The sequence below is a fragment of the Bacteroides galacturonicus genome (assembly GCF_003096855.1).
GTDB lineage: Bacteria > Bacillota > Clostridia > Lachnospirales > Lachnospiraceae > Lachnospira > Lachnospira rogosae.
On sequence record NZ_QEOA01000006.1, the window covers coordinates 115,237 to 141,017 of the forward strand.

21 protein-coding genes are annotated in these 25,781 nt (G+C 36.5%); 6 read left to right on the plus strand and 15 right to left on the minus strand.

All coding sequences use genetic code 11. The features are described from left to right. Window positions 1-100 precede the first annotated feature (100 nt). From ftsH to C7390_RS09245, 7 genes are all read right to left on the minus strand, one after another. On the minus strand, window positions 101-2,263 hold the full coding sequence (ftsH, locus tag C7390_RS09215; protein ID WP_082437072.1) for an ATP-dependent zinc metalloprotease FtsH: 2,163 nt from the start codon (window positions 2,261-2,263) through the stop codon (window positions 101-103). Between the two features lie 139 nt (window positions 2,264-2,402). Next, on the minus strand, window positions 2,403-4,016 hold the full coding sequence (locus C7390_RS09220) for a CTP synthase (RefSeq protein WP_022501968.1): 1,614 nt from the start codon (window positions 4,014-4,016) through the stop codon (window positions 2,403-2,405). 147 nt (window positions 4,017-4,163) lie between these two features. After that, window positions 4,164-4,952 (minus strand): 4'-phosphopantetheinyl transferase family protein, encoded by a 789-nt coding sequence (locus C7390_RS09225; protein ID WP_172678502.1) that lies wholly within the window; start codon window positions 4,950-4,952, stop codon window positions 4,164-4,166. Window positions 4,953-4,959: 7 nt separating this feature from the next. Then, the gene (locus tag C7390_RS09230; RefSeq protein WP_116444066.1) at window positions 4,960-6,729 is read right to left on the minus strand and encodes an ABC transporter ATP-binding protein; all 1,770 of its coding nucleotides are present in this window, start codon (window positions 6,727-6,729) and stop codon (window positions 4,960-4,962) included. Between the two features lie 19 nt (window positions 6,730-6,748). Beyond that, the gene (locus C7390_RS09235) at window positions 6,749-8,467 is read right to left on the minus strand and encodes an ABC transporter ATP-binding protein (protein ID WP_116444067.1); all 1,719 of its coding nucleotides are present in this window, start codon (window positions 8,465-8,467) and stop codon (window positions 6,749-6,751) included. A gap of 48 nt (window positions 8,468-8,515) precedes the next feature. Next, complete coding sequence (gene fliB, locus C7390_RS09240) at window positions 8,516-9,682, minus strand: flagellin lysine-N-methylase (RefSeq protein WP_055173983.1); 1,167 nt, start codon at window positions 9,680-9,682, stop codon at window positions 8,516-8,518. Between the two features lie 100 nt (window positions 9,683-9,782). Next, window positions 9,783-10,316, minus strand: a complete 534-nt coding sequence (locus C7390_RS09245; RefSeq protein WP_022501973.1) for a hypothetical protein — start codon at window positions 10,314-10,316, stop codon at window positions 9,783-9,785. Between the two features lie 152 nt (window positions 10,317-10,468). Between C7390_RS09245 and C7390_RS09250 the strand changes: the two genes are divergently transcribed. The 4 genes from C7390_RS09250 to C7390_RS09265 all read left to right on the plus strand — a co-directional run bounded on the left by C7390_RS09250 (window position 10,469) and on the right by C7390_RS09265 (window position 14,084). Then, window positions 10,469-12,001 carry an ABC transporter permease subunit gene (locus C7390_RS09250; protein ID WP_318255820.1) on the plus strand — a complete coding sequence of 511 codons (1,533 nt, stop codon included), beginning with the start codon at window positions 10,469-10,471 and terminating at the stop codon, window positions 11,999-12,001. Beyond that, on the plus strand, window positions 11,988-12,728 hold the full coding sequence (locus C7390_RS09255) for an amino acid ABC transporter ATP-binding protein (protein ID WP_022501975.1): 741 nt from the start codon (window positions 11,988-11,990) through the stop codon (window positions 12,726-12,728). The genes C7390_RS09250 and C7390_RS09255 overlap by 14 nt, the downstream gene beginning before the upstream one ends. 166 nt (window positions 12,729-12,894) lie before the next feature. Continuing rightward, window positions 12,895-13,842, plus strand: a complete 948-nt coding sequence (locus C7390_RS09260; RefSeq protein ID WP_022501976.1) for a DUF6709 family protein — start codon at window positions 12,895-12,897, stop codon at window positions 13,840-13,842. Beyond that, the gene (locus C7390_RS09265) at window positions 13,839-14,084 is read left to right on the plus strand and encodes a hypothetical protein (protein ID WP_022501977.1); all 246 of its coding nucleotides are present in this window, start codon (window positions 13,839-13,841) and stop codon (window positions 14,082-14,084) included. Before C7390_RS09260 ends, C7390_RS09265 begins: the two co-directional genes overlap by 4 nt. Before the next feature lie 213 nt (window positions 14,085-14,297). Here the strand turns inward: C7390_RS09265 and C7390_RS09270 are convergent, their stop codons facing one another. Beyond that, entirely contained in the window at window positions 14,298-15,086 is a 789-nt protein-coding gene (locus C7390_RS09270) for a prolipoprotein diacylglyceryl transferase (RefSeq protein ID WP_022501978.1), read from the minus strand. Between the two features lie 119 nt (window positions 15,087-15,205). Continuing rightward, window positions 15,206-15,853 (minus strand): YkgJ family cysteine cluster protein, encoded by a 648-nt coding sequence (locus C7390_RS09275; protein ID WP_242854081.1) that lies wholly within the window; start codon window positions 15,851-15,853, stop codon window positions 15,206-15,208. Between the two features lie 413 nt (window positions 15,854-16,266). Between C7390_RS09275 and C7390_RS09280 the strand changes: the two genes are divergently transcribed. Next, window positions 16,267-17,274, plus strand: coding sequence for a sugar kinase (locus C7390_RS09280; protein WP_055306250.1), 1,008 nt, complete (start codon window positions 16,267-16,269; stop codon window positions 17,272-17,274). Between the two features lie 270 nt (window positions 17,275-17,544). On the opposite strand, the gene C7390_RS09285 is transcribed toward C7390_RS09280, so the two are convergent. Continuing rightward, on the minus strand, window positions 17,545-18,492 hold the full coding sequence (locus C7390_RS09285) for a hypothetical protein (RefSeq protein ID WP_055173982.1): 948 nt from the start codon (window positions 18,490-18,492) through the stop codon (window positions 17,545-17,547). 113 nt (window positions 18,493-18,605) lie between these two features. Between C7390_RS09285 and C7390_RS09290 the strand changes: the two genes are divergently transcribed. After that, complete coding sequence (locus tag C7390_RS09290) at window positions 18,606-19,385, plus strand: hypothetical protein (protein WP_116444068.1); 780 nt, start codon at window positions 18,606-18,608, stop codon at window positions 19,383-19,385. A 12-nt stretch (window positions 19,386-19,397) separates the two neighbouring features. Here C7390_RS09290 and truA read toward each other — a convergent pair whose 3' ends face one another. From truA to C7390_RS09315, 5 genes are all read right to left on the minus strand, one after another. Then, window positions 19,398-20,144, minus strand: a complete 747-nt coding sequence (gene truA, locus C7390_RS09295) for a tRNA pseudouridine(38-40) synthase TruA (RefSeq protein ID WP_055306252.1) — start codon at window positions 20,142-20,144, stop codon at window positions 19,398-19,400. Then, complete coding sequence (locus C7390_RS09300) at window positions 20,145-20,786, minus strand: endonuclease III domain-containing protein (RefSeq protein WP_022501984.1); 642 nt, start codon at window positions 20,784-20,786, stop codon at window positions 20,145-20,147. Beyond that, complete coding sequence (locus tag C7390_RS09305) at window positions 20,779-22,293, minus strand: sodium-dependent transporter (RefSeq protein WP_022501985.1); 1,515 nt, start codon at window positions 22,291-22,293, stop codon at window positions 20,779-20,781. The genes C7390_RS09300 and C7390_RS09305 overlap by 8 nt, the downstream gene beginning before the upstream one ends. 52 nt (window positions 22,294-22,345) lie before the next feature. Beyond that, window positions 22,346-23,515, minus strand: coding sequence for a hypothetical protein (locus tag C7390_RS13750; RefSeq protein WP_318295643.1), 1,170 nt, complete (start codon window positions 23,513-23,515; stop codon window positions 22,346-22,348). 107 nt (window positions 23,516-23,622) lie between these two features. Next, window positions 23,623-25,728, minus strand: coding sequence for a methyl-accepting chemotaxis protein (locus C7390_RS09315; RefSeq protein WP_116444069.1), 2,106 nt, complete (start codon window positions 25,726-25,728; stop codon window positions 23,623-23,625). Window positions 25,729-25,781 lie beyond the last annotated feature (53 nt).

The following is a 25,781-nucleotide window of genomic DNA, read 5'->3' on the forward strand; positions in this document are numbered from 1 at the left end:
TAATATTAAAAACAGCAGGAAGATATTATGAATTTCCAATATCTTCCTGCTGCTTATATACATCAGCTTATATGCTTTATTATTCTATTATAATTGTATGTTACTCATTATTGCTGTTATTAAATATATCTGGATTTTCTTCGTTAATAGTGCTCTTCGCAGTATCTTTATTATCTGCTCCGGATGAAGCTGTATCAGAAGATGCATCTCCTATTCCCTTCCATATATCACTTTCTGCAGGTCCGCTAAGTGTAGATGAATAACTTCCATCTTCATTGAATGTTACACTCTCGGCAACCTTTTCAGAATGTGTAAAACCTGTTGTGTCAACTGGTTCTGGAATACCTTTGACCTCGCGGAATATCTTCATAAATTCCTTACCTGTAATTGTTTCGTGATCATAAAGATAATGGGCAATCTTGTCAAGGACATCTCTGTTCTCTATAAGAAGCTGCTTAGCTTCCTCATAACATTCCTTTAACATATTCTTGACTTCTTCATCAATCTGTGCAGCTGTTTCATCAGAACAGTCAAGTCTTGCATTACCATTAAGGTAAGGGTCATCAACTGTTGCCAGATTCATAAGTCCGAATCTGTCTGACATACCATACTGTGTAATCATAGCCTTGGCTATCTTGGTAGCCTTTTCTATATCGTTAGCAGCCCCTGTTGTAACTTTGCCAAAGACAATCTCCTCTGCCGCACGTCCAGCAACTAAAGTTACAAGTCTTGCCATAAGCTCATCTTTGTTCTGTAAGTACTTTTCTTCTTCTGGAACCTGCATTACATAACCTAATGAACCCATAGTTCTTGGTACAATAGTAATCTTCTGTACTGGCTCTGAGTCTTTCTTTAAAGCTGTAACAAGTGCGTGTCCTACCTCGTGGTAAGCAACTGTCTGCTTCTCTTCCTTGCTGAGCACCCGGTCTTTCTTCTCTTTACCAGCTATGACAACTTCAACTGCCTCAAATAAATCTTTCTGTGATACATACTTTCTTCCTGCCTTAACTGCAGCGATAGCAGCTTCATTAATCATATTGGCAAGATCTGAACCTACTGCACCACTTGTTGCAAGTCCGATTTCTTCAAAATTAACTGTATCGTCCATAAGCACATCTTTAGAATGTACTTTAAGTGTTTCAATACGTCCCTTAAGGTCTGGCTTGTCAACTATAACTCTTCTGTCAAGACGGCCTGGTCTAAGTAACGCCTTATCAAGAACTTCTGGTCTGTTAGTAGCCGCAAGTATAAATATACCCTTTGATGAATCGAAACCATCCATCTCTGCTAATAACTGGTTAAGTGTCTGTTCTCTTTCGTCATTACCGCCGCCATATCTTGAATCACGGCTCTTACCAATAGCATCAATCTCATCTATGAATATGATACAAGGTGCCTGCTTGGTAGCTTCTTTAAAAAGGTCTCTTACTCGTGAAGCACCAACACCTACGAACATCTCAACAAAATCTGAACCTGCAAGTGAGAAGAATGGTACATTAGCCTCACCAGCTACTGCCTTTGCAAGAAGTGTCTTACCAGTTCCCGGAGGACCTACTAAAAGAGCACCCTTTGGAAGCTTGGCACCAATCTTTGAATACTTATCTGGATTATGAAGAAAATCCACTATCTCTGTAAGCGACTCCTTCGCCTCATCCTGTCCTGCTACATCTTTAAATGTAACACCTGTCTTCTTCTGTACATATACCTTAGCGTTATTCTTGCCGACACCCATGCCGCCCATCATACCGCCGCCTTTGGATATTCTTCTATATACAAAGGCAAATATTACATATATGAATAAGAATGGTAATACATATGCAACCAGAAATTCTACTATTGATGAATTAGAATCTGGTATATAACCTGAGAATTCAATACCTTTTCTCTTGAGTAATGGAACAAGTGTGTCATCATTAACATATCCTGTATAGTATGTGTAGCCTAACTTGTTCGCTTCCGGAGTATCCCCTGCACTGTCAACTGGTGTAATAAGAATTCTATCCTGTTCAAGTGCAACGCTCTTTACTTCATCATTATTAACCATCTCTATGAACTCATTATAAGTTATCTCCTTATAAGTAGCATTCTTTACGAGATTGTTAAGCATTGTTATTCCAATAAATGTAATAACCGCAGCAATTATAATAAAGACAATAAGACTGGTGTTCTTAGGCTTTTTATTATTGTTATTATTGCCGCCACCATTATTCCTGTTGTTATTATTACCACCACCGTAATTATTACCGTTGTTGTAATTATCCATTCGGCTTCTCCATTCCTAGTTCTTTATACTCTCATCGTCTGATAACTTATCATTAACAGACAATACCCATTATAAAGAAGGAATATTTATAAATCAACCTTTAATAAAAGGTTTCATACTATTTATTTTTTATTAAGATTTAGTTATTCTTTTCCTGATACTCAAGTGCCGCGCCAATAAATCCTCTGAATAATGGATGTGGTCTGTTAGGTCTTGACTTTAATTCTGGGTGAGCCTGTGTTGCTAAGAACCAAGGGTGCTCCTTAATCTCTATCATCTCAACAATTCTTCCGTCTGGTGAGATACCTGAAAGCTGCATGCCATTTTCAACAAGAACTTTTCTGTAGTCATTATTTACTTCATATCTGTGTCTATGTCTTTCATTAATAGTTTCTTCGCCATATAATTCATATGCCTTAGAATCCTTGGCAAGCACACAAGGGTATGAACCAAGTCTTAAAGTTCCACCGATATCGTCAATACCTTCCTGATCTGGCATAAGGTGAATTACTGGATGTGTTGTATCTGGCTTTAACTCAACACTGTGCGCATCTTCATATCCAAGAACGTCTCTTGCAAATTCTACGATTGCAAGCTGCATTCCAAGGCACAGACCTAAGAATGGCACGTTATTCTCTCTTGCATATTTTATAGCCTGAATCTTTCCTTCTACACCTCTGTCACCGAATCCACCTGGTACAAGAATACCTGATACATCTGATAATAATTCAGCGGCATTATCCTTAGTAACTGTCTCTGAGTCAATCCATTTGATTGTGACATCAGCAGAATTATATACACCGCCGTGCTTTAATGCCTCAACTACTGAAATATAAGCATCGTGAAGCTGTATATATTTACCTACTAATGCAACTGTAACCTTCTTAGTTGGATTTTTCCAAGCCTTGCACATAGCTCTCCACTCATCTAAATCTGGTTCTGGACAATCAAGCTCTAGACATTCGCAGGCTACCTGTGCAAGATGTTCTTCTTCCATAGCAAGTGGTGCATCGTAAAGTATCTCAACATCAAGATTTTGTAATACGTGTGTCTTTGGCACGTTACAGAATAATGCAATCTTATCCTTAATACCAGGTTCAAGTGGGTGCTCTGTACGGCATACTAAGATATCTGGCTGAATACCCATTCCCTGTAATTCCTTAACACTTGCCTGAGTAGGCTTTGTCTTCATCTCGCCTGAAGCCTTAAGATAAGGAATAAGTGTAACGTGTATAAGAATAGCATTTTCGTGTCCAACTTCGTGCTGGAACTGTCTGATTGCCTCTAAGAATGGCTGTGATTCGATATCACCTACTGTTCCACCAACCTCGATAATTGCAATCTTAGTTTCATCAGTTGAATAATCTCTATAAAAACGGCTCTTTATTTCATTAGTTATATGAGGAATTACCTGAACTGTTCCTCCACCAAAATCGCCACGGCGTTCCTTCTGTAATACAGACCAGTATACCTTACCTGTTGTTACATTAGAATTCTTATTAAGACTTTCATCAATAAATCTTTCATAATGCCCAAGGTCAAGGTCAGTCTCCGCACCATCATCTGTTACGAATACTTCACCGTGCTGTATTGGGTTCATTGTTCCCGGGTCAATGTTAATATATGGGTCGAACTTCTGCATAGTCACCTTAAATCCACGTGCTTTTAATAATCTACCGAGTGAAGCTGCTGTGATTCCTTTACCAAGACCTGAAACTACACCACCTGTTACAAATACATATTTTACAGACATTATTCCTCCTATCCGCCTTTCGGCTTACACATTAATCAACATTCCTACATTATTTTCAACATTATACAGTCATAAATTGCAAATTTCCACATTTTTTTATAATTAAATCTGTATTAATTCTGATACATTTATTTCATTTTATAATCGTTAATAAAATGTCTTTTCTATGGCAGATATAACGTATTCTGACTTAATATTATTAAGCTGGACAATATTAATATTAGTTATCTTATCTTTATTAATATAACCATTAATAATATCCTCCCCCTTATCATTCTTCTCATACCTGAACTCTGTATCTGATATCGTGAGAGCTATTCCCTGTCCTGTATATTTGGAATATGCTTCCTTTAATGTCCATATTCTAAGAAAACGATTCTCATCTTCGCCAATCCACCGACATTCATTATCAGTAAAAAATCTTCTGGCAACCTTTAAATAATTCTTTCTTGTATGCTCTATATCCACACCAACTGCATTTTCTGATATGGCGCATACAACATAATCTCCTGTGTGGGAAAGATTAAAATGTATATTCTTATCCGCATACTCCGGCTTATTATTCGCAGTAAGTTTGATATCATAATCATAAGCCTTATCATATCCGCTGATAAGCTTATTTATATCTATATCATATTCCGAATTACTTTCCCATAAATGTCCTGCTTGGATATTCTCTCTTTCCCGCTTGGAAGCCTCAATTAGATAATTCTTATCTACACAATTCCCAGTTATATAATTATGAGCTATATAATTCCCAGCTTCATAGTCCTTTGTCGCATAATTAAGAAGAAGCCCTGCAACAAGGCTTCTCCTCTTATCTTCCATATATTGATATCTGTCAATCTTCTCCTGCCTGTACTCTGGCACAAGCATTTTCCCAGTGTTAAACATATCCTCGGTTATATCAGATATGTCCGTTATATACAATCTCATATTCTTCCTATGCTGTTGCTGTATCGAACTGGCTCTCATATAAGTTCTTATAAAATCCGCCAGCCGCAAGCAGTTCTTCGTGATTACCCTTTTCTATAATATGTCCGTCTTTCATAACAAGTATAACATCTGCTGACTGTATTGTAGAAAGCCTGTGGGCAACTATAAAGCTTGTTCTTCCTTCCATAAGCTTGTTAAATGCGTTCTGAATTTTTATTTCAGTTCTGGTATCTATAGATGAAGTTGCCTCATCAAGAATAAGCATTGGTGGTCTTGTAAGCATAATTCTTGTTATGCACAAAAGCTGCTTCTGCCCCTGTGAAAGACTTCCTCCGTCCTCACCAATCACTGTATCAAACCCATTAGGAAGACGCTTTATAAATCCGTATGAGTATGAAGCCTTAGCTGCCTCAATAATCTCTTCTTCTGTGGCATCCGGCTTTCCCATAGTGATATTCTCCCTGATAGTTCCTGCCTTAAGCCATGTTTCCTGTAATACCATACCAAAACCGTGTCTTAATGAATATCTTGTCATATCCCTTATATCAACACCTGATACATCTATGCTTCCTGAATTAACATCATAAAACCTCATTAAAAGGTTGATTACTGTTGTCTTACCACAGCCTGTAGGACCTACAATCGCAATCTTCTGTCCCTTCTTAACGTGAAGTGTGAAGTCCTCTATAAGCTTTCTGTCTGGTGTGTATGAGAAGTATACGTTATTAAGGTCTACCCTGCCATCAATATCTGTAACACTAACTGCTGATGGTGCATCTGGAATTTCTGGTTCTTCCTCTATAAGCTCGAACATTCTTCCTGCACACGCAATGGCATTCTGAAGCTCTGTTATAACGCCTGATATTTCATTAAAAGGCTTAGTATACTGTGTAGCATAACTTAAGAAGCTTGATAACTGTCCAACTGTTATGCCTCCGCCTATTGCAGAAAATGCACCTGCAACAGCTACTGCTGCATACACAAGGCTGTTGACAAATCTCGTCGATGGGTTAGTTATTGATGAGAAGAATATAGCTCTTAAAGAATACTTCTGTAATCTTTTATTAATCTCGTCGAATTCTTCTACTGCCCTTTCTTCATAGCCGTATGCCTTTACAACCTTCTGTCCGCCAATCATCTCATCAATAAATGCCGTCTGCTCACCTCTTGTTTCTGATTGGAGCTTGAACATTGAAAATGTCTTCTTAGCAATAAAGCTTGCAACAAATAATGAAACCGGGGTTATAACAACAACTACAAGTGTAATCTTTACATTTATTGTAAGCATAAATATAAGTGTTCCTGCAATTGTAAGCACACCTGAAAAGAACTGTGTAAATCCCATTAAAAGACCATCTGCGAACTGGTCAACATCGGCAATTACACGGCTTACAATATCACCATATGACTGTGCGTCAATATATTTAAGAGGAAGCTTCTGTAACTTTTCCATAGCCTCATCTCTTATATCTCTTGTAACGTGGTAAGTTATCTTATTATTGCATATATTCATTATCCACTGTGACAGTGCTGTTATGGCAACAACAATTCCTATTGTTATAAGCACCTTTGTTATGCCTGCAAAATCAACATTGCCCGGTCCTATAATATGGTCAATTCCTCTACCAACAAGAATTGGCACATACAATGTAGAAGCAACTGTTACAGCAGCCATAAGGATTGATATAACAAGAAATCCACTATATTTCTTTATTCTTTTTAATACTTTGCCAAGCGTAGACTTCTGCGCTTCTCTTTTATCCTTATTATCTTTCATAACTAATCTCCATTCTGACCTATGACTTGAACTGTGAATTATATATTTCCCTGTATACTTCACAATTCTCCAAAAGTTCTGTATGTGTACCTATTCCTGCAACCTCACCATCATCAAGCACGATAATTTTATCTGCGTGCATAAGTGATGCTGAACGCTGTGATACTATAAATACTGTAGGATTATTAGGCATCGTTCTTATAGACTTTCTAAGTGCCGCATCTGTAGCAAAGTCAAGAGCTGATGCACTGTCATCAAGAATAAGGACATCTGGCTTTTTAACAACTGCCCTTGCAATTGTAAGTCTTTGTCTTTGTCCACCTGAAAGGTTCTTACCACCCTGTTCAATCATATAGTCAAGGCGGCCTTTCTTCTTATCAACGAATTCCTTCGCCTGTGCTATTGCAAGTGCATCATCTATCTCTTTATCTGTAGCATCTGCCTTAGCCATCTGGATATTCTTTCTTATGCTTCCTTTGAATAATACTGCCTTCTGCATTACTATTCCGACTTTGTCCCTTAACTGTTCTATATTAATATCTTTAACATTAGTTCCATTTATTAATACTTCGCCACTGGTTGCATCATAAAACCTTGGTATAAGTCCGACAAGACTTGACTTACCTGAACCAGTACCACCTATTATACCGATAGTCTGTCCCCTGTAAGCCTTAAAATTAACGCCGGCAATACTTGTATCACCAGCTCCATTATACTTAAGGGCAACATTCTTAAATTCTACGACAGGAACATTTTCTTTATCTTCTGATAAATCCATACTGCCATCCTTCATACTTGGCTGCACTTCAAATATTGACTCAATTCTTCCTGCACAGGCAAGAGCCTTAGTTATATTAATTACAAGATTAGCAAGCTTGATAAGCTCAACAAGTATCTGTGACATATAATTGTAAAGGGCTACAACCTGTCCCTGCGTAAGACCACCTTGATTAACTCTTATTGCACCAACCCATATAAGTGCAATTATTGAAACATTAACAACTGTGTAAGTAAGAGGATTCATAAGACCTGAAATCTTACCTACGAACTTCTGCAGATGATTAAGTTCTTCATTCTTATTCTTAAAACGTGCAAATTCATCGTCCTGCTTATTAAATGCTCTTATTACTCTTACACCTGTAAGATTTTCCCTTGTTATTCCAAGGATTGTATCAAGACCTGCCTGTACCTTCTTATATAAAGGTCTTGTTCCTATCATAATTCCAAATACTATAACGGCAAGGACTGGTATAGCTGCGACAAATATAAGTGCCGCCTTGACATCTATTGTAAATGCCATAATCATAGCACCAAATACAATAAATGGAGAACGTAAGAATAATCTTAATACAAGATTAACACCATTCTGAATCTGGTTAATATCACTTGTCATTCTTGTCATAAGAGTTGACGTTCCAATGTCGTCCATCTCCGTGAACGAAAGTGACTGTATATGCTTGAATAAAGCATGCCTTATTCCTGTAGCACAGCCAACTGCCGCCTTGGCACTGAAATATTGTGCTGTTATTGAACATACAAGACCTATAATTGCAAGGCCTAAAAGCATAAGGCACATTTTTACTATATAAGCTGTGTCCTGCTGTCCTATGCCCCTGTCAATTATAGAAGCAACTACCAATGGAACGAATAACTCAAAGAGTGCTTCAAGCATTTTAAAAAGTGGTGCTAACACACACTCTTTTTTTAATTCTTCCAGATACTTTAGAATCATCTTCATTACTCTTTACCTCACTTGTCCTTATCTTTAAACAGCCAATGGATTATCTTACTCTAAATCTATAAGCTCTGATAAAAGATTCTCATATGCATACGCTCTCTTGCTCATAAAATATTGATTATACACTTCATAATTATAATATGAATGTTCATACTGTCTTGAATACAGATGAGCAAGGTCTACCTTCCGTGTAAATGAAAGTTCTTTGTTATTATACCACCAGTCAGCAATATTCAGCATTTTAATTGCAATTATTCCAACAATACCGCCCTTGACTTTTAAAAGCAGATTATAATCATATACTGAATCAAGAAAATATCTGTACAGATAATACATAAGAAGCTGTTCATATTCAGTTTCATCTTCCTTGTGGTATTCGTCAAATTCCTTCACAACAGCCCTGAACTGCTCTGCACTTGTACATTCCTCAAAGAAATTATTAACTTCCTCTGTGTATATATTCCAATCTTTATTAATAACTTCCATTCCCTCAAAACTTTCAAAGAACTTTCTTATATGCTTATATGTATCTTTCTTTCCAGCAGCAATACGCCTTGCCCTGTTTAACTTATTTTCCCTGTAGTCTTCCTTGGCAAAACGTCCACATACACCTACTATAAGTTCATCTCTTTCTCTATCAAGATAATCCTGTATATTCCTTGCAAACATCAGTATAAGCACGCATCTTTCCATTATCGTGTAATCTCTGTCCGTGGCTATATTATAAGCTATAATTCTTGCCTGCCTTAACTGTACAAAGGTAAGTGGGTCTATATCATTGTAGCTGTCAATCTGTTCCCTGTTCTTTACCTCTCTGAATTTAAGCTCGTCCTTATATCCTAATATAAGCTCACCTGCTGTCTTACAGGATGGTGCAATTCCAATCTCCCTTGTATTACCGTATTCATTAATAAATCTTGGAAACTCTGCACACGTTTCACACAGCTTATCCTTACCAAGCTTGATATAAATCTCACACAAATTCTTCTTATTAAGAAATGGACATCTTCCCTCTTTTAGCGTAAATGTACAACCACCATCTTCAGATGGCACCATAACACTTCTTAACTTATTGCCAAATGACCCAATCACTCTCCTATACTGCTTGTACGACTCTTTATCAACATCAACATCCCAGCCTGCACAGCATGTATCCGTACATTCTCCCGCTATACATTTAAAATTCTTATAATAATCTGGTGTAACTATCTTCATTTAAGCCTGCTCTGCCTTTCTTTTAGTGTACTTCTACTTTATATATCCTAAGATATTCATACAATTTAACCCTTTATATTTTCTAATATTCGTGTATTTTCTAAACCTGCTGTGTCTTTCTGCCTGTTATAAGTGAATATATTGAAGTTATTGTAAGCACAGCAAATACTGCCACTCCAATAAAAAATGTATAGAACATATAAGGATTATTCTGTAAAAACACTGCAGCTGACGATGTATACACATCATTAAGTGTCACGCTTACTCCAAGTATATTGGCATACTGTGGATATTTCACCATTGTAAGCATTGCAAAATAATACACAGCTATAAGCTCTGGCACACTGCATACAAGTGAAACAGCTATGCTTATTGTCCTTATAATAAATGTATTATTATTCACCAGCTTTCTTGCAAGCACGCTGAATACTACCGAAGCCACCATAAATACCATAAACATAACATAATCATCAACCATCGAAGCTACCCTGTTAAACATATCTTCTCCGGATATTCCCTTATAAGTAATCATCAGCACATAGAAATTATATATCGTCCTTATTCCCATAAAAAATGCACCAATAATAACAACCCTGAATATAATATTTATAATCTTATTATCATTATTCTTCATATAATTCCTCATCTCCTTTAGTAATCACGCTATCTTTATATTTTACATTATTTCTAATATAATTCAATATTTATAATTTTACTTTTTATCATTGAAATATGATACATAATCTGTGTATAATTATAACATTATAATTAAACGAAAGGATTAAAATGATGAACACTAAAAAGCTCTCAACATTCAAACGCCTTTTTATGCTCTCTGTTGTGCTTGTGTTAAGCCTTGCAAGTACATTGACACTTACTGCCTGTGGCAGTAAAATTCCAGAGAACACTGTATTTTCAGTAGATGACCTTGCTGGAAAGTCAGTCGGCGTACAGCTTGGAACTACAGGTGACATATATGTTTCCGATATGGAATCTGATGGTTCAGGAACTAAGGTTGAACGATACAATAAAGGAAATGATGCAATTCAGGCTCTTAAGCAGGGCAAGATTGATGCTGTTGTAATTGATGCACAGCCAGCTAAAGCATTTGTTGCTGCTAACAACGAACTTATGATTCTTGATGAAGAATTTGTTACAGAAGAATATGCTATATGTATTGCCAAGAACAATTCATCACTAACAGAAAAAGTCAATGAGGCGTTAAATGTCCTTATTGCCAACGGAACAGTTAATACAATTATCAATAATTATATTGGTGAAAATGCCTCTAAAGAGGCATATGTACCTACAAGCTCAGGTTCTAACGGAACTCTTACTATTGCTGTTAACGCTTACTTTGAACCTTATGAATATTACAGCAATGGCAAGGTGTGTGGTATTGATGTCGATATTTCCAATGCCATAGCTGATTACCTTAATATGAAGATTGATGTTGAAGATATGGAATTTGATTCAATTATTACTGCTGTATCTTCTGGAAAAGCAGATTTTGGTATATCTGGTATTACTGTTACAGAAGAACGTCTGAAGAATATTGATTTCTCAATCCCTTACACAACTTCAAGCCAGGTTGTTATCGTAAGAAATAATGATGTTAAAGCTTCTGGTTCTAGTTTTGCTGATAAATTCAAGAGTGATTTCATTGATGATGCAAGATACCAGTATCTTCTCACAGGTTTAAGAAATACTCTTATTATTGCAATATGTGCCGCACTTATCGGTATTGTAATAGGTTTCCTTATTGCAATCGTACGTTCTAACCACGATAAGACAGGTAAGATGAAGGTGCTTAACTTCCTCTGCAACATTTATCTCACAGTTATACGAGGAACACCTACAATGGTACAGCTGCTTATTATATACTATGTAATATTCAGCTCAGTACATATTAACAAGATTGTTGTTGCACTCCTTGCCTTTGGTATTAACTCTGGTGCTTATGTTGCCGAAATCTTCCGTTCAGGTATTATGTCAATTGACAACGGACAGTTTGAGGCCGCACGAAGCCTTGGTCTTAACTATAGACAGACTATGATTCAGGTAATACTTCCACAGGCATTTAAGAATGTACTTCCAGCACTTGCCAATGAATTTATCGTACTCTTAAAAGAGACATCAATAAGTGGTTATATCGGTCTTAACGACCTTACCCGTGGCGGTGATATTATCCGAAGCATAACTTATGATCCAATGCTTCCACTTTTCGGTGTTGCACTTATATATCTTGTACTTGTTGTGATTCTTTCATCACTTGTAAAGAAACTTGAAAGGAGATTAAGAAGCAATGAACGACACTAATGTAATTCTTGAAGTAAAAAATCTTAAAAAGACATTTGGCGACCACGTTGTACTTAAGGACATTAATACAACTATTACCAAGGGCGAAGTTATTGCCATAATAGGTCCTTCCGGCTGTGGTAAATCTACATTTTTAAGATCACTTAATCTACTTGAAGTTCCTACCTCAGGACATATCATATATGAGGGCAATGACCTCACAGAAAAGGGTGTAAATGTTGATAAATTAAGACAGAGCATTGGAATGGTATTCCAGCATTTTAATCTCTTTCCTAATATGACAATCAAGAAAAATATCACTCTTGCACCTACACAGTTAGGACTTATGAGCAAAGAAGATGCTGACAAGAAAGCCTTAGAGCTTCTTGAACGTGTTGGCCTTTTAGACAAAGCTGACTCTTACCCTGATATGTTATCTGGTGGACAGAAGCAGCGAGTTGCAATAGCAAGAGCTCTTGCTATGAACCCAGAAATTATGTTATTTGATGAACCTACTTCTGCCCTTGACCCTGAGATGGTTGGTGAAGTACTTGCAATTATGAAAGAGCTTGCCGCAGATGGTATGACTATGATGGTAGTTACACACGAGATGGGCTTTGCAAGGGAAGTCGCTACACGCTGTATGTTCATTAATGAAGGTATGATTGAAGAGGACGAAGCTCCTAAGGAATTCTTTGATAACCCAAAGAGTGCACGACTTAAAGATTTCTTATCTAAAGTATTATAATAATAATATCCAAAAGCTTATTTTAATATTTTAAGAATTAAGCTATAATAAATAATAGTAATTAAGGCAGGTGTTAATTATCATATAATCTGATGTATAATTAACACTTGCTTTATTATTTAGTACTTGTACTAAAGATTAATAAATCACATCGAGGAGGAGCTATATGGAACAATTCAAAAAAGACCTGATTACAACAGGCCGTCCCAGCTTTATTCCAGCACTAATATTGGGAATAATCGCTATTATATCAGCAGTTACCGGAATTGCTTTTGAATTCAGCCGTTATGATAATTTCGACCCAACACATAAAGGTCTTGCACAGCTTAACGCTATATATCTTATGGGACCATTCGCCGAGGAGACTACTAATGGAAAAGTAACTGCAAGATATTATATTGCAGAGGACACCAATGGATATTTATGTGTGATAAGCACTAACAAGAATACTTCAGTACCTGTATATGGACAGGATTTTACTGACGGCAATGACATTTACTCTTTCACACCACAGACACTTAAAGGTAACAGAGTTAAAATATCTGCAAAGCTTGCTTCCTACCTAGTTAAATACTTCAAAGACTCAGGTCTTGGTATTACTACTTCTAACTACACTGATTACTTTGGAAGCTATTATCTTGATACTAATTACAACCGGCACCAGCTCTCTATTGTATTTTATATATGTTCCGGCATATTGGCATTTGCAGCTATTATGTTATTCATATCAGGAAACCGTAATGGTGCATTTATCAAGCAGAAAATGGCACAGCTTGAAGCCGATGGTTCTCTCAACGCCTTATATGAGAACTTTGCTACTAATAAACATTTTTTCTCTAATAAGTTAAAACTCGCTGTATCACCTGATTACATTATTGACCTGAATCGTACCACCAATGGATTTAATGTTATTCCATTAGATACTATTACCAATGTTTATGTATGCAATATAGCTGACGGCAAGCTTACAGGCACTAACTATATTGCCCTGGAGGTTGAATTCGGCAACAGAATAACTATTGCTCCTCACGAGGGTGAGCTGACTGAATATAATTATGTAGTCAATAACATAAGACATTTTATTAAAGAAAGACACGGGGAGGCAGATGCATGATAGTTATTTACAGTTATGGTACAATATACAAAAAAGATGCTGATACTGGTGTTTTCCAGTGTCCTAACTGTGGACATATAACTCCACACGGCTTATACAGACGAATTAACCGTGTTTCTATATTCTATATACCTGTTATTAATATAAGGGGTAAAAGCGGCGAAACGTGTGAATATTGCGGATTTGTACGCCCACTAAATATAAGCGATTACAGAAAGGCTAAGAAAGCTGCAAGACAGTAATTAAGCAGATTATTGTTATACACTTGTCCATACTAATACGGCACCGGCAATGTAATATTAAATAAGCACTCTTATACTTGACCTATGTCTCTAGTGCTGTAGATTTAGATTATTGACACAATAAAAAACAGATGATTAATTATGTATCTATACAGCAGACCAGAACTAAATTCCGGTCTGTTACAGGAAAATCACATAATTAACCATCTGTTTTTAAGACTGCATTTTCTTCTTTCCAATAATAAGAAGGACCACACCTGCTGCAATAAAGAATATTGATATAAACTGCGATGTTGAAAGAATACCTATCTCGCCCCTGTAATCATTTCTTAAGAACTCAATAAGAAATCTTCCAATCCCATATAAAATCATATATAAATAGCCAATTCCACCAGCTGGAAGCACAAGCTTTCTACCATCTTTCTTCCTTATTGTATAGCCTATAAAATGTGCCACCGCAATAAGTATTATCATATGAATTATATTAGCTCCTGCTGATATAAGCTGTGTTGGAATAAGCTTTACACCTGCTGGTGCCTGAGAACCCGCTGGGAATATCACGCCAAATGCACTGTCTGTCACACGTCCATAGCAACAGCCTGCAAGATAACAACCTATTCTTCCAAAGCCCTGTGCTAATGCTATCTCCGGCATTATAAGATCAAAATACTCAAGGAAATTAATCTTCTTAATCTTACAATAAAGCATACTGCAAAGCACACCTGCTATAATTCCTCCATACACAACAAATCCTGATGAACCTAATACCTCTTTAGGATTTTTAATAAAGCTGTCAAATTCAACTATTATAAATAAAAGTTTTGCTCCAGCAAATCCTGTAAGTCCTGCGATTATCGCTATATCTATAACCGACTCGTCCTTAAGTCCAAGTTTCTTTGCTCTGTATTCACCAAGAATCATAGCAAGGATAAATCCAAGTGCTATCATAAAGCCATAGCCGTGAACGGTCAGCCCTCCTATTTTAAACAAATCTGTCTTCATATATATCCTCTTTTCTTTAAATTCCAAACATCTTTATATTAATAATTATCTTTATATCAGAAGCGTTCCACATTCCAAGCATTTCTATATTAACCATCATCTTTATATCTGAAGCCACTCTACATTCCGAACATCTCTATGGATTTATCAAGTCTTTCCTTGAATTCTTCAAAGAATTTATCTGCTTCGTAACCTTTCATGTAAAATGTTCTGAGATTATACATATTAAGTATCTTAATCTGTTCCTCAGAAAGTCCTGCCAAGGCTCTCTGAACCTTCTTAATATAACTATGCCATTGTATCACATATGAATTATAACTTTCAATATTATCAATTCCTATCCACTTGCGTACTTTTATCTTAGTCAGATTATCTTTATTACATTCACCCTTCTGTAATATATAATAAAAATGCTCATCATCTTCCCAATATCTTCCTAACGGAAACATTCTGCATATGCCAGGCCTGTAATTATGTATTGTACATCTGTTATCAGCTCCAAGAAATGAACAGCCATTACTAACTGTCTGCATTTTAATATTAGGAAGTATACAGCCATCTACCATATTAAGCTCAATATTAGTATCCAGAAGCTGCTCAAATGTCTTTCCTGTGCCAATTCCAAGCCTGTAACAATCATAAGGATCAAGCACTATTGTTCTGCCCATTCCTATGCAGCATATCTTCTTACAGCCCTGGCAAGAATTCGTATCTGTCTTTACCATATCATTTTCTCTATATAATCTTCCATCACTAATATCTTCCAATCCTACATCTCTTAACATTATGTCACGTCAGCACCTTTCCTGTTATTTAAAATTTCATCTATCAAATTAAATTTTCATCTATTAAATTATAATCTCATCTAACATATTATAATCTCATCCGTCAAATATCTTTTTAGCCACTCAGACTTATTCATATTATACTTTAATATCGGATATGTGTCGATACTGCTTTTTTTGCTAAACACGGCTTATAATGCTATTTCATTTTCTATTTAATTATTATATCTGCCTGTTGTATACTGCTTCGTGCACTTAATAATCTGAAAAAGCACGCAGAAATGACAAAAAATACCAAACTTCTTTAAAATACATATTACTTTTTTATAAAAATGTGATACAATATATCACTGTACGATAAACAGTAAGCAATTGATGCAAGATGGGAGATAACAATGAAACACAAGATTATAACATTTGGTGAATTAATGCTCAGACTTTCACCTGACAACAATGAAAGATTTACACAGGCACATTCTTATGAAGCTGTATATGGCGGCGGCGAAGCTAATACTGCTGTATCCCTTGCCAATTTTAATGTTAATGTAAGCTATGTTACTAAGCTTCCAGAACATACTATTGGACAGAGTGCTGTTAATTCTTTAAGACAGTATGGTGTCGGTGTTGAACATATAGTAAGAGGCGGCGAACAGATTGGAATATATTTCCTTGAGAAAAAGACGAGCCAGAGACCTACTAATGTTATATATAACAGAAAAGGTTCAGCATTTGCCCTTGCCAATGTAGATGACTTTGACTGGGATTCAATATTTGCTGATGCTACATGGTTTCATTTTTCAGGAATTACTCCAGCAATAAGTGATAATATGGCACAGATTACTCTTCTTGCCTGCAAGAAAGCTAAGGAAAGAGGAATTACAATAAGCTGTGACCTTAATTACAGAAGCAAGCTCTGGTCTAGTGAAAAGGCTAACAAAGTAATGAGCGAAATATGTAAGTATGTTGATATATGTATCGCTAATGAAGATGATGCAGTTGGAATATTCGGACTTGATGCCTCTAATTCAGATAAAGAGAAGAATTCTTACATTGCAGAAGAACTTATAAAAATGTTCCCTAACTTCAAGATGGTTGCATCTGTATGGAGAACAGAAACTTCAATAACAACATTCAAGCTCCAGTCAATGATATACACAGAAGGAAAGGCTTACTACAGCCAGGAATTCTTTATGAATATTCTTGATTATATTGGTGCTGGTGATGCTTATTGTGCTGGTATTATATATAGTTTTATCAATGACTTTGACCCACAGAAAGCTGTTGAATTCTCTAATGCCGCAAGCTGCTTAAAACATACTGTAAGCGGTGATTACAACCTCGTATCTGTAGACGAAGTTATGAAGCTTGCATTTGCCAAGGCTGGTAATGAGGTTTCCCGTTAATATTAATAAACAATAAATATATATGGGTGTCATTTTAAACTAATGCTACAGTATACAGATAATAGCCTGTTATTATCTGTATATTACGTAATAGTCTATTATGACACCCTTTTTAAATTCTCTCTATATATTTATCTTTATATGGCAATAACTTACTATACCACTTATACAGCCTGAGACTGTCACATCTTACTCTTTACATTAACTACCATTAGCGATATAGCAGCTATTTCTATCCTTGTCATATTCCGTCATCATCACACTTTATTCTTATCCACAGTTATTGCAGTCACTTATGTTGTTCCCTGAATTCGTACACACTGGCATATCTTCCTCACACGTTGGCTGACAGCCTGTTTCGCAATCTTGTTTTAATCTACCTTCACATTTTGGTGGGCTTAAATCAAGAGGCTTGATTGCTAGATTCAAAAGATTGCCGCACACGAATTTCATCTCATTAGAATCTTCCTCTGCCACTATGCTTCCCTTAGGAGTTACAATCTTTCCAGCACTTGCAACCCTGTAGCCAGCAAAATACAAGCTCTGTAATATAATCGAAAGACCTATTGTTATCTCATCATCAGTTGTATCAAGGTTAATTACTTTTGGAATTGCAGAAAGATTAAGTCCCTGCGTTATTCTGTTATTATCCGCTGTAAATCCTGTATAATTAAGTGCCGCACTATACTGTGGTGTAGCCGCTGCATTATAATTGTAAGATATTCCATAAGGTGCAAATATTTCAAGCTCCACAGAAGTTGGATTGACATCTTCATCATAGGTAGCCGAAGTTGTTTCTGGTGGCAGATATACAGCTGTTGGATAAAGTGTTGCCACAAGCCTGCAATTCTCATCATACAGACTTACCGCAAATGTCACTGACAAGTTTGACAATGTAACTGAATAACAGTTCGGTCTGCCCGGTATCTGTGTTATAACTACATTTCCTGTTCCATATTCATAGGATACATCTATTACACTTGCAGTTGCGTTGACAGCCGTTGGATAAGTTGCTGATATATCTGCACCTATTGGAAATTCAGCACAAAGGTTAATACCAATCTGGTCATATATCAATGGCGCATAAAGACTAAGTTCACTCGGTGAACCGCATATCGGATTGGTACATACATCAAAACATCCATTAGGCATATTAGATACAAGATTACTTGCAATCTTTGTTGTACAGCATTTTTTCCTGCACTTACACTTTGCCATTTCAAATCCTTCCTTTAAGTATTCTTACTACATTATATGTTCTAAATACTTTGTTGCTACCATACATTTTAATAAGCTTCACATATCAGATCTACTGATGAACAGAGGGTAATATGTCAAATGTATATTCAGTTGGGAATAACCGCCAGTTAATTATCTATAATGCCTGTTCTAATATATTCTTACGTGTAGCCCATTTTGGTGGGCTTGACCGCCCTATCGTGCTTGCTGCAGACTACTTATGCGGTCTTACAGAGTGTATATATAATTCATCTCTTTATTATTCCTACATCAATCAGAATGGTTCACTTATCTTAAAAAATATTATGGATACCGCTAATGTATTGGCTATAGACTGTAATTATGTACAGGAATATTCTAATCCTAAGCTTGCCATATGTAATGACACCCTGCTTCTTTTCTATCTTAAGCAAAATCCTGTATCTGATAAACCCAGCCTGCACTGTATAACACCTGATGACAATAATGCACTGCCTATCCCACTGCCTGATATTAAAAAGCCTGTGAATTCTTACAGTGTGCTTGCATATAATAATTTTATTTTATTATGTGTTAATGAACACATATACAAAATTGAACAAATCGGACATTTCAAACAATTAGCTATATGCACTGCCGACAATAATAGTACTGATAATAACAACGCTGACAATATTAATTCAAATAATAATAATTCTAATAATAATGATAATTACATTGAACGTGAAAAATCCCTGACCGAAGATTTCAACAAAAAGATTGCCGCATGCCAGGCAAAAATAAATGAGCAGTCAGCCGTCATTGACAGCATAACCACCCAATATAATGAACTTATGGATATTGCCCGCCAGTACCGTGACGAAGCAATTAAATGGAGAAGTAAATTTATATAACTATTCCAATAATTAATTAGCGTAATGTACTTTTAAGAGGCTTAACCCCTTGGCTGGAGCTGTCGCTCCAGCTAAAGAACGATTCTTTGCCTCTAAAAGCTCTTGCATACTGTCTGCCTCTCTTTTACCAAAACCAACCTCTAATAATGTTCCTGATAATATTCTTACCATATATTGAAGAAATCCACTTCCGTGGAAGGTCATATTAAGATACGAACCCTTAAGCGATATATCAATTGAATATATCTCCCTGACTGTAGATTTCTTCATCTTTGGATTACCGCAGAAGCTTGCAAAATCATGAACTCCTACAAGATAAGAAGCTGCTTTCTTCATAGCCTCAACATCTGGCACAGCACCTGTGATATGCACATATTTTCTATTAAATACAGGCTTCTTATCCCCAACATAACAGGTATAACAGTAGGTTTTCCCCATTGCATTATATCTGCTGTGGAAACGTTCTGAAGCTATTCTTACTTCCATTACACATATGTCCTCAGGCAGATATCTGTTCATATAATCACAGATTTCATCTGGTGTCATACTTGTCTGCATATGTGCATTGGCTGCCATTCCTTTGGCGTGGACTCCTGCATCAGTTCTTCCTGCACCTATTACATCTATCTGCTCCCCTGTCATCTGTGACAGAACAGACTCTAACTTGCCTTGTATCGTCATATCTGTATTAGGCTGATGTTCCCAGCCATAATATCTGGTTCCATCATATGCTATTATCATCTTGTAATTATTCTTCACTTATTGCTTAACTCCATTCTTCTTACATATATCATTAAGACAGCACCCATCACAATGAGGCTTGGTTCTTGCACTGCACACTTCCCTGCCGTGTATTACAAATCTATGGCAAAGGTCACTTCCCTCTTCTGGCGGAACTATCTTCCACAGTGCCATCTCAACCTTTTTAGGTTCTTTCTCATCTTTTACAAGTCCAATTCTGTTGCACAGCCTTATACAATGTGTATCTGTCACAATTGCCGGCTTTCCGAATACATCACCCATAATAAGGTTGGCACTTTTTCTTCCAACTCCAGGAAGCTTTAAAAGTTCCTCTAATGTATCTGGCACTTTATTGTTATACACCGTATGAAGCATACGCATACAGCCGCTTATATCCCTTGCCTTACTCTTTGATAAACCGCATGGACGGACTATTTTCTCTATGTCATATACATCTGCATCAGCAAGTGCCTCTATTGATGGATACTTGTCAAATAACTGTGGCACAATAACATTCACTCTCGCATCTGTACACTGTGCTGCAAGCCTTACGCTTACCAGAAGCTTCCACGCATCATCATAATCAAGCGTACAGCCGGCATCAGGATATTCTGTTTTAAGACGTTCTATAACTTCATAAGCAAGCTGCTTTTTAGTCATTGCTCTTCTTTCCCTTTCCTGCAGCTATGTAGAATACCAACAGTGCAAGAATAACAGCTACTGTCATCCATATGCACACAACCTTAGTACCCTGTGGCTTAAACATATCATAATAACCCTTAAAATATATAACTAAATCAATAACAGGAAGAACGTATACCATATAGCCTTTTAACCATTTAGGAAATGATATGCCTTTTCCCATATTAACTTCTGCCACGAAATTGTCATATCCCCAGCCGTTCTTTCTTGTACAGAAAAGCACGAATAAAAGACAGCCAAGAGGAAGTATATTATATGAAACTATAAAATCTTCCAGATCCATTATAGTTGTACCAGCTCCAAGAGGCTGTACTCCCGACAAAACATTATATCCAAGAACTGCTGGCATACAAAGCACTGATATTACAAAAAGATTAACTAATGACGCTCTCTTTCTGCTACAGTTAAATAAATCCATAGTCATTGCAATAATATTTTCATATACTGCTATTACTGTAGATAATGCCGCAAATGCCATAAATATAAAGAATAATACTTCCCATATAACCCCACCCGGCATCTGGTTGAATACATTAGGAAGTGTTATGAATAATAACGATGGACCTGCACCTGGATTAATTCCATAGGCAAAACAGGCTGGTATAATGATAATTCCAGCTGTAAGTGCAACTACTGTATCAAGTATAACTACATTTATTGACTCTCCTGTAAGCTTGCAGTCTCTTGAAAGATAACTTCCGAATATCTCCATAGAACCTATACCAAGTCCAAGAGTAAAAAATGCGTGTGACATAGCTGCAAATACTACATTACCGATACCCTGCTCCTTCATCTTGGAAAAGTCTGGAACAAGATAGAACTTAAGTCCCTCCGAGCTTCCATCAAGCAGAAGGGAATTAACTGCCATTATTATCATAAGTGCAAATAATAATATCATCATTACCTTACTTATCTTCTCAACGCCTTTCTGTAAGCCAAGCGAACATACAAGTATGCTTATTACAACAACTACAAGTGTCCAGAATATCATAACTGATGGTGTTGAGAGCATATTATTGAACTCCCCGCCTATCTGCTCTACATTCTTTCCTGAAAGCTGTCCCGTAAGACTGTATACAAAGTAGTTGAGCATCCAGCCGGCAACCATTGTATAGAACATCATCAAAAGATAATTACCAGCATAAGCTACCCAGCGGAAATGATGCCATCTTGTTCCTTCTGGCGACAACATTTTAAATGCACTTCCAAGGCTCTTATTACTGCCTCGTCCAATTGCATACTCACATATAAGTATAGGAAGCCCAAGTCCAAGCAGACATAATAGATATATAACAATAAATGCCGCTCCTCCGTTCTTTCCACATATGTATGGGAACTTCCATACATTACCTAGTCCGACAGCACACCCCGCCGACACCAGTATAAAGCCTAATCTTGAAGCAAATTTTTCTCTCTTGTCATTCATTGTTATATATACCTTTCTTTTATTATTAAACAGACCCATTATTTTAATGCCTGCTTTAACCTGTAATTACCAAACTTACATATTTAATATGTTACTCCCAGTAACCTAATTCTACACCCTTGGCATATATTGCAATACCTTTTGAATAATAACCATATGAATTAAAATGTGTCCAGTCATATCTTAACTGTTTAGATATTCTTCCTCGTCTGAACCCTTTATAATCACCTACTGTTGGTCTTAATCCTACATCAGTAAGTCCGTTTTCTATAAGATAAGTTCTCATATTAATAAAATGTTCACCATATGCTTCTCTTAATGTCGCTTCCCACGCTGTATCACCAACCCCTATATAAGTTCCGTCCTCATTACGGATTCCCTGAGTTGTATCTGCTATTGATGTTCCCGGATCATCTGTATCACCGACTATTATATAATAATCACAGCCCGAATTCTGTATCATAGCATCATACTGGCTTATAAGCTGTCTGTAATTCTCCCAGCCGCCATTACTTCCTATCTCAAGTATAAGAATATCATTCTTTCTTTCATAGGAGGCCTTGGTATATACCTGTGTGTCCGCATATACGGTTGTAAAAGCATCATAGTTCACTTCTTCATCTGAATAACGGCATATATGAAGTCCCTCTTCTTCTGTACCTGTTATTTTAAACATTTCATCATTGATGTATACAATATCTGACTCCTGTGGCTCTGTATATCCATATGCACTGAAATCAGCCATATATACTTCCTCGCCATTCTCATCGACAATTGTAACATCTACACTGTCATCATATCCAACCTCAAATGTATCCCTGACATACATCTTTATGCCTCCCTGACGAAGTGCAATCTCATAAGATGTCTCACCTGAAACGCCAAGATTATATACCTTAATTCCAGTAAGATACTGTAATGTATCGGGACTTGTCCAGCCTGATATATCAAAAGGCTCATCATCTCCAAATACTATATAAGCCTCACCTGCACCCATTCCAAACATCATCGAATCACCCCAGCACGATATTGTTCTTGGAACTCCATCATATGGGATAACATCTGAGTTAAGTGTTCTTTCAGGCAGCTCATAAGCCTCTGCATCTTCATCAGGATAGTCCTCTTCGATATCCTGGTTATGATTACTTTTCTTATTATCAATGTGCTGTTTAGCAGCCGCAACAACTGATATCGTTAAAATAAGTATCAGCGTTACAGCCATAAATTTTAATAAATTCCTATACTTTTTCTTTAACCTCATTCAATTAACCACTTTCGTTATTATTATGTCCTAAATATATTCCCCCATACTAAATAACAGTTTATAATACGAAAATTGTGAATTAATGCTTATACATTTTCTTAATATTATTCAGAATAATTCCTGCTTACATAATTACCAATCTCAATACGGTCTTCTGGCATACGGCATCCAACGATATGGGTTCCTGCATTGTCAGTACTTCTTATAATTGTTCCTTCAAGAACCCTCCCCTGTTCAACTGGAAAATCTGGTACTTTTACAATTATATTCTCACCCTTACAATCTGCGAATTCTGTTTCTCTTGTCTGGAAAGCGAAGCCGTTGGCACTTATATTTACCATTGTACCCTCATATACATCTGCTCCGCCCTTGAATGTAACTGTACATTTATTATTAACAGGCATTCTTACATACTTTCTTCTGTTGACGATGCTTGGAAGTGAAGCTACTATGAGCCTGCATACATCACTGCCATACTGTGTGGCGGGTGCTGCTGACACAGAAGACCAGTGATAAAGTACATTTGCCGCTACAATATCAAGTTCGTATTTCAATGAGGTATTCTTATAATCTACATCTTTGTTCTTGAAACGTACATATAATACCCCATCTGCCTGTTCAACTATCTCGCCGTGGCTTTCTGTATCAGCTGGCTTTCCTGATATAATCTGTCTTATGGTACAATACATACCCTGCTTGATATCCTGAACACCCATAAAGCCGCCAACTCCAAGCTTTTCCATCATTGCACCAACAACATTTTCTATCTTATCAACATTGCGGGCTGACTCTTCATATTTGCTGAGCATTATCTTAGTGCTTTCGTCTGCGTTGCCTATGCAGTCAGTAATGTCTTTCATAACATTTTCAATCTCGTGCATATTGTCAACCATATTACGGTTAGAGCTTTCAACTTCCTGCATTGCTGAATCTACGACACCAATGTGTTCACCTATCTGTGTAGAGTCCTTAGCTATTCCTGACACGCTGTCATTAACCTGTACAACCTTGGTCTGTGTTGTCTGTATAAGTTCAAGTATTGTCGTTATTGACTTTAACATTCTGTTAGATGTATTTTCCAGATGTCCTAACGCTGTCATAATTCTATCTGATGATTCTTCTGTTTCTGTACTTAAATTTCTTATCTCATCTGCTACTACCGCAAAGCCTTTTCCTGCTTCGCCAGCTCTTGCCGCCTCAATTGAAGCATTAAGTGCTAACAGGTTAGTCTGTGAGTTAATCTCTCCAATTGTACCTGTCTCTGTCTTAACTTTACTGAATTCCTGCTGGAATTCTCTAAGTATATTATCTACCTCACCTGATAATTCAGCCATAGTCTTAGTACTTTCAACTACATCTGCAAGCTCTTTTGAACTTGTATCTGTATGTTCCACTGACTCACTGACAAGCTGCACAACTTCATTGATAAGTGAAGCTACATTTTCTACCTGATTATTAATCTGCGTAGTCATCTGTGTTGAAGAATATGTCTTATCATGAAGTATATCATTATTATGCGAAAGCTCTTTCATACTTGATACAACGAAATTAGCTCCCTGCTTGTTCTCTTCTTCCAGCTCTCTTACAACTGTAATTCCGTCAACTATCATATTACTTGAATCTTTAACCTGCTCAACTGTCTTGACAACTCTGTCAAGGTCAGCCTTAATTGAATCTGTAAGTGCTCCGTCTGAAAGATTAAGATGATTAATTGATAATACATAACATACATAGCAAAGGATTATACACGATATCTGTAATGAATAATTATCAATATCTGCCAACGCATTCATACCTGACATAAATTTAATAATTGTACTTAATATAACTATGGCAATATTACCAATTCCACAGCTCACTATGAACTTTCTGTCCTTGAACAGAATAGTCATACTTGCTACTGGAAATATATATGCAAATGTGAGCAGTGATGTGCTTGTACATACTATATATCCATAAAACAAACCATATCCAACACCTAATATATGCTTGTATCCATCAGCTGATTTTCCTTTTATCTTAGTATATATAACACCAATTATATATGGAACCCAGCCTATAATAAGAAATGGAATTATAAACTTCCTATCATATGTACCTTTAGTCATATTTGACAAATACTGCATTGTAAGCAGGATATTTAATATAAGCCATATATTTCCTGCTTTAGTATTAGCTCTGGCTTTGAATTTCTCAGCATCATATCCCATATTATATCCTCCGTTCTTTCGTTACGTAACACTATGTACAGTATATATCTTTA

What these genes read in the sequence shown, in the direction of transcription:
- ftsH (WP_082437072.1), bottom strand. Translation starts at nt 2,263, where the DNA reads ATGGATAATTACAACAACGGTAATAATTACGGTGGTGGTAATAATAAC.
- C7390_RS09220 (WP_022501968.1), bottom strand. Translation starts at nt 4,016, where the DNA reads ATGTCTGTAAAATATGTATTTGTAACAGGTGGTGTAGTTTCAGGTCTT.
- C7390_RS09225 (WP_172678502.1), bottom strand. Translation starts at nt 4,952, where the DNA reads ATGAGATTGTATATAACGGACATATCTGATATAACCGAGGATATGTTT.
- C7390_RS09230 (WP_116444066.1), bottom strand. Translation starts at nt 6,729, where the DNA reads ATGAAAGATAATAAGGATAAAAGAGAAGCGCAGAAGTCTACGCTTGGC.
- C7390_RS09235 (WP_116444067.1), bottom strand. Translation starts at nt 8,467, where the DNA reads ATGAAGATGATTCTAAAGTATCTGGAAGAATTAAAAAAAGAGTGTGTG.
- fliB (WP_055173983.1), bottom strand. Translation starts at nt 9,682, where the DNA reads ATGAAGATAGTTACACCAGATTATTATAAGAATTTTAAATGTATAGCG.
- C7390_RS09245 (WP_022501973.1), bottom strand. Translation starts at nt 10,316, where the DNA reads ATGAAGAATAATGATAATAAGATTATAAATATTATATTCAGGGTTGTT.
- C7390_RS09250 (WP_318255820.1), top strand. Translation starts at nt 10,469, where the DNA reads ATGATGAACACTAAAAAGCTCTCAACATTCAAACGCCTTTTTATGCTC.
- C7390_RS09255 (WP_022501975.1), top strand. Translation starts at nt 11,988, where the DNA reads ATGAACGACACTAATGTAATTCTTGAAGTAAAAAATCTTAAAAAGACA.
- C7390_RS09260 (WP_022501976.1), top strand. Translation starts at nt 12,895, where the DNA reads ATGGAACAATTCAAAAAAGACCTGATTACAACAGGCCGTCCCAGCTTT.
- C7390_RS09265 (WP_022501977.1), top strand. Translation starts at nt 13,839, where the DNA reads ATGATAGTTATTTACAGTTATGGTACAATATACAAAAAAGATGCTGAT.
- C7390_RS09270 (WP_022501978.1), bottom strand. Translation starts at nt 15,086, where the DNA reads ATGAAGACAGATTTGTTTAAAATAGGAGGGCTGACCGTTCACGGCTAT.
- C7390_RS09280 (WP_055306250.1), top strand. Translation starts at nt 16,267, where the DNA reads ATGAAACACAAGATTATAACATTTGGTGAATTAATGCTCAGACTTTCA.
- C7390_RS09285 (WP_055173982.1), bottom strand. Translation starts at nt 18,492, where the DNA reads ATGGCAAAGTGTAAGTGCAGGAAAAAATGCTGTACAACAAAGATTGCA.
- C7390_RS09290 (WP_116444068.1), top strand. Translation starts at nt 18,606, where the DNA reads ATGTCAAATGTATATTCAGTTGGGAATAACCGCCAGTTAATTATCTAT.
- C7390_RS09300 (WP_022501984.1), bottom strand. Translation starts at nt 20,786, where the DNA reads ATGACTAAAAAGCAGCTTGCTTATGAAGTTATAGAACGTCTTAAAACA.
- C7390_RS09305 (WP_022501985.1), bottom strand. Translation starts at nt 22,293, where the DNA reads ATGGGTCTGTTTAATAATAAAAGAAAGGTATATATAACAATGAATGAC.
- C7390_RS13750 (WP_318295643.1), bottom strand. Translation starts at nt 23,515, where the DNA reads ATGAGGTTAAAGAAAAAGTATAGGAATTTATTAAAATTTATGGCTGTA.
- C7390_RS09315 (WP_116444069.1), bottom strand. Translation starts at nt 25,728, where the DNA reads ATGGGATATGATGCTGAGAAATTCAAAGCCAGAGCTAATACTAAAGCA.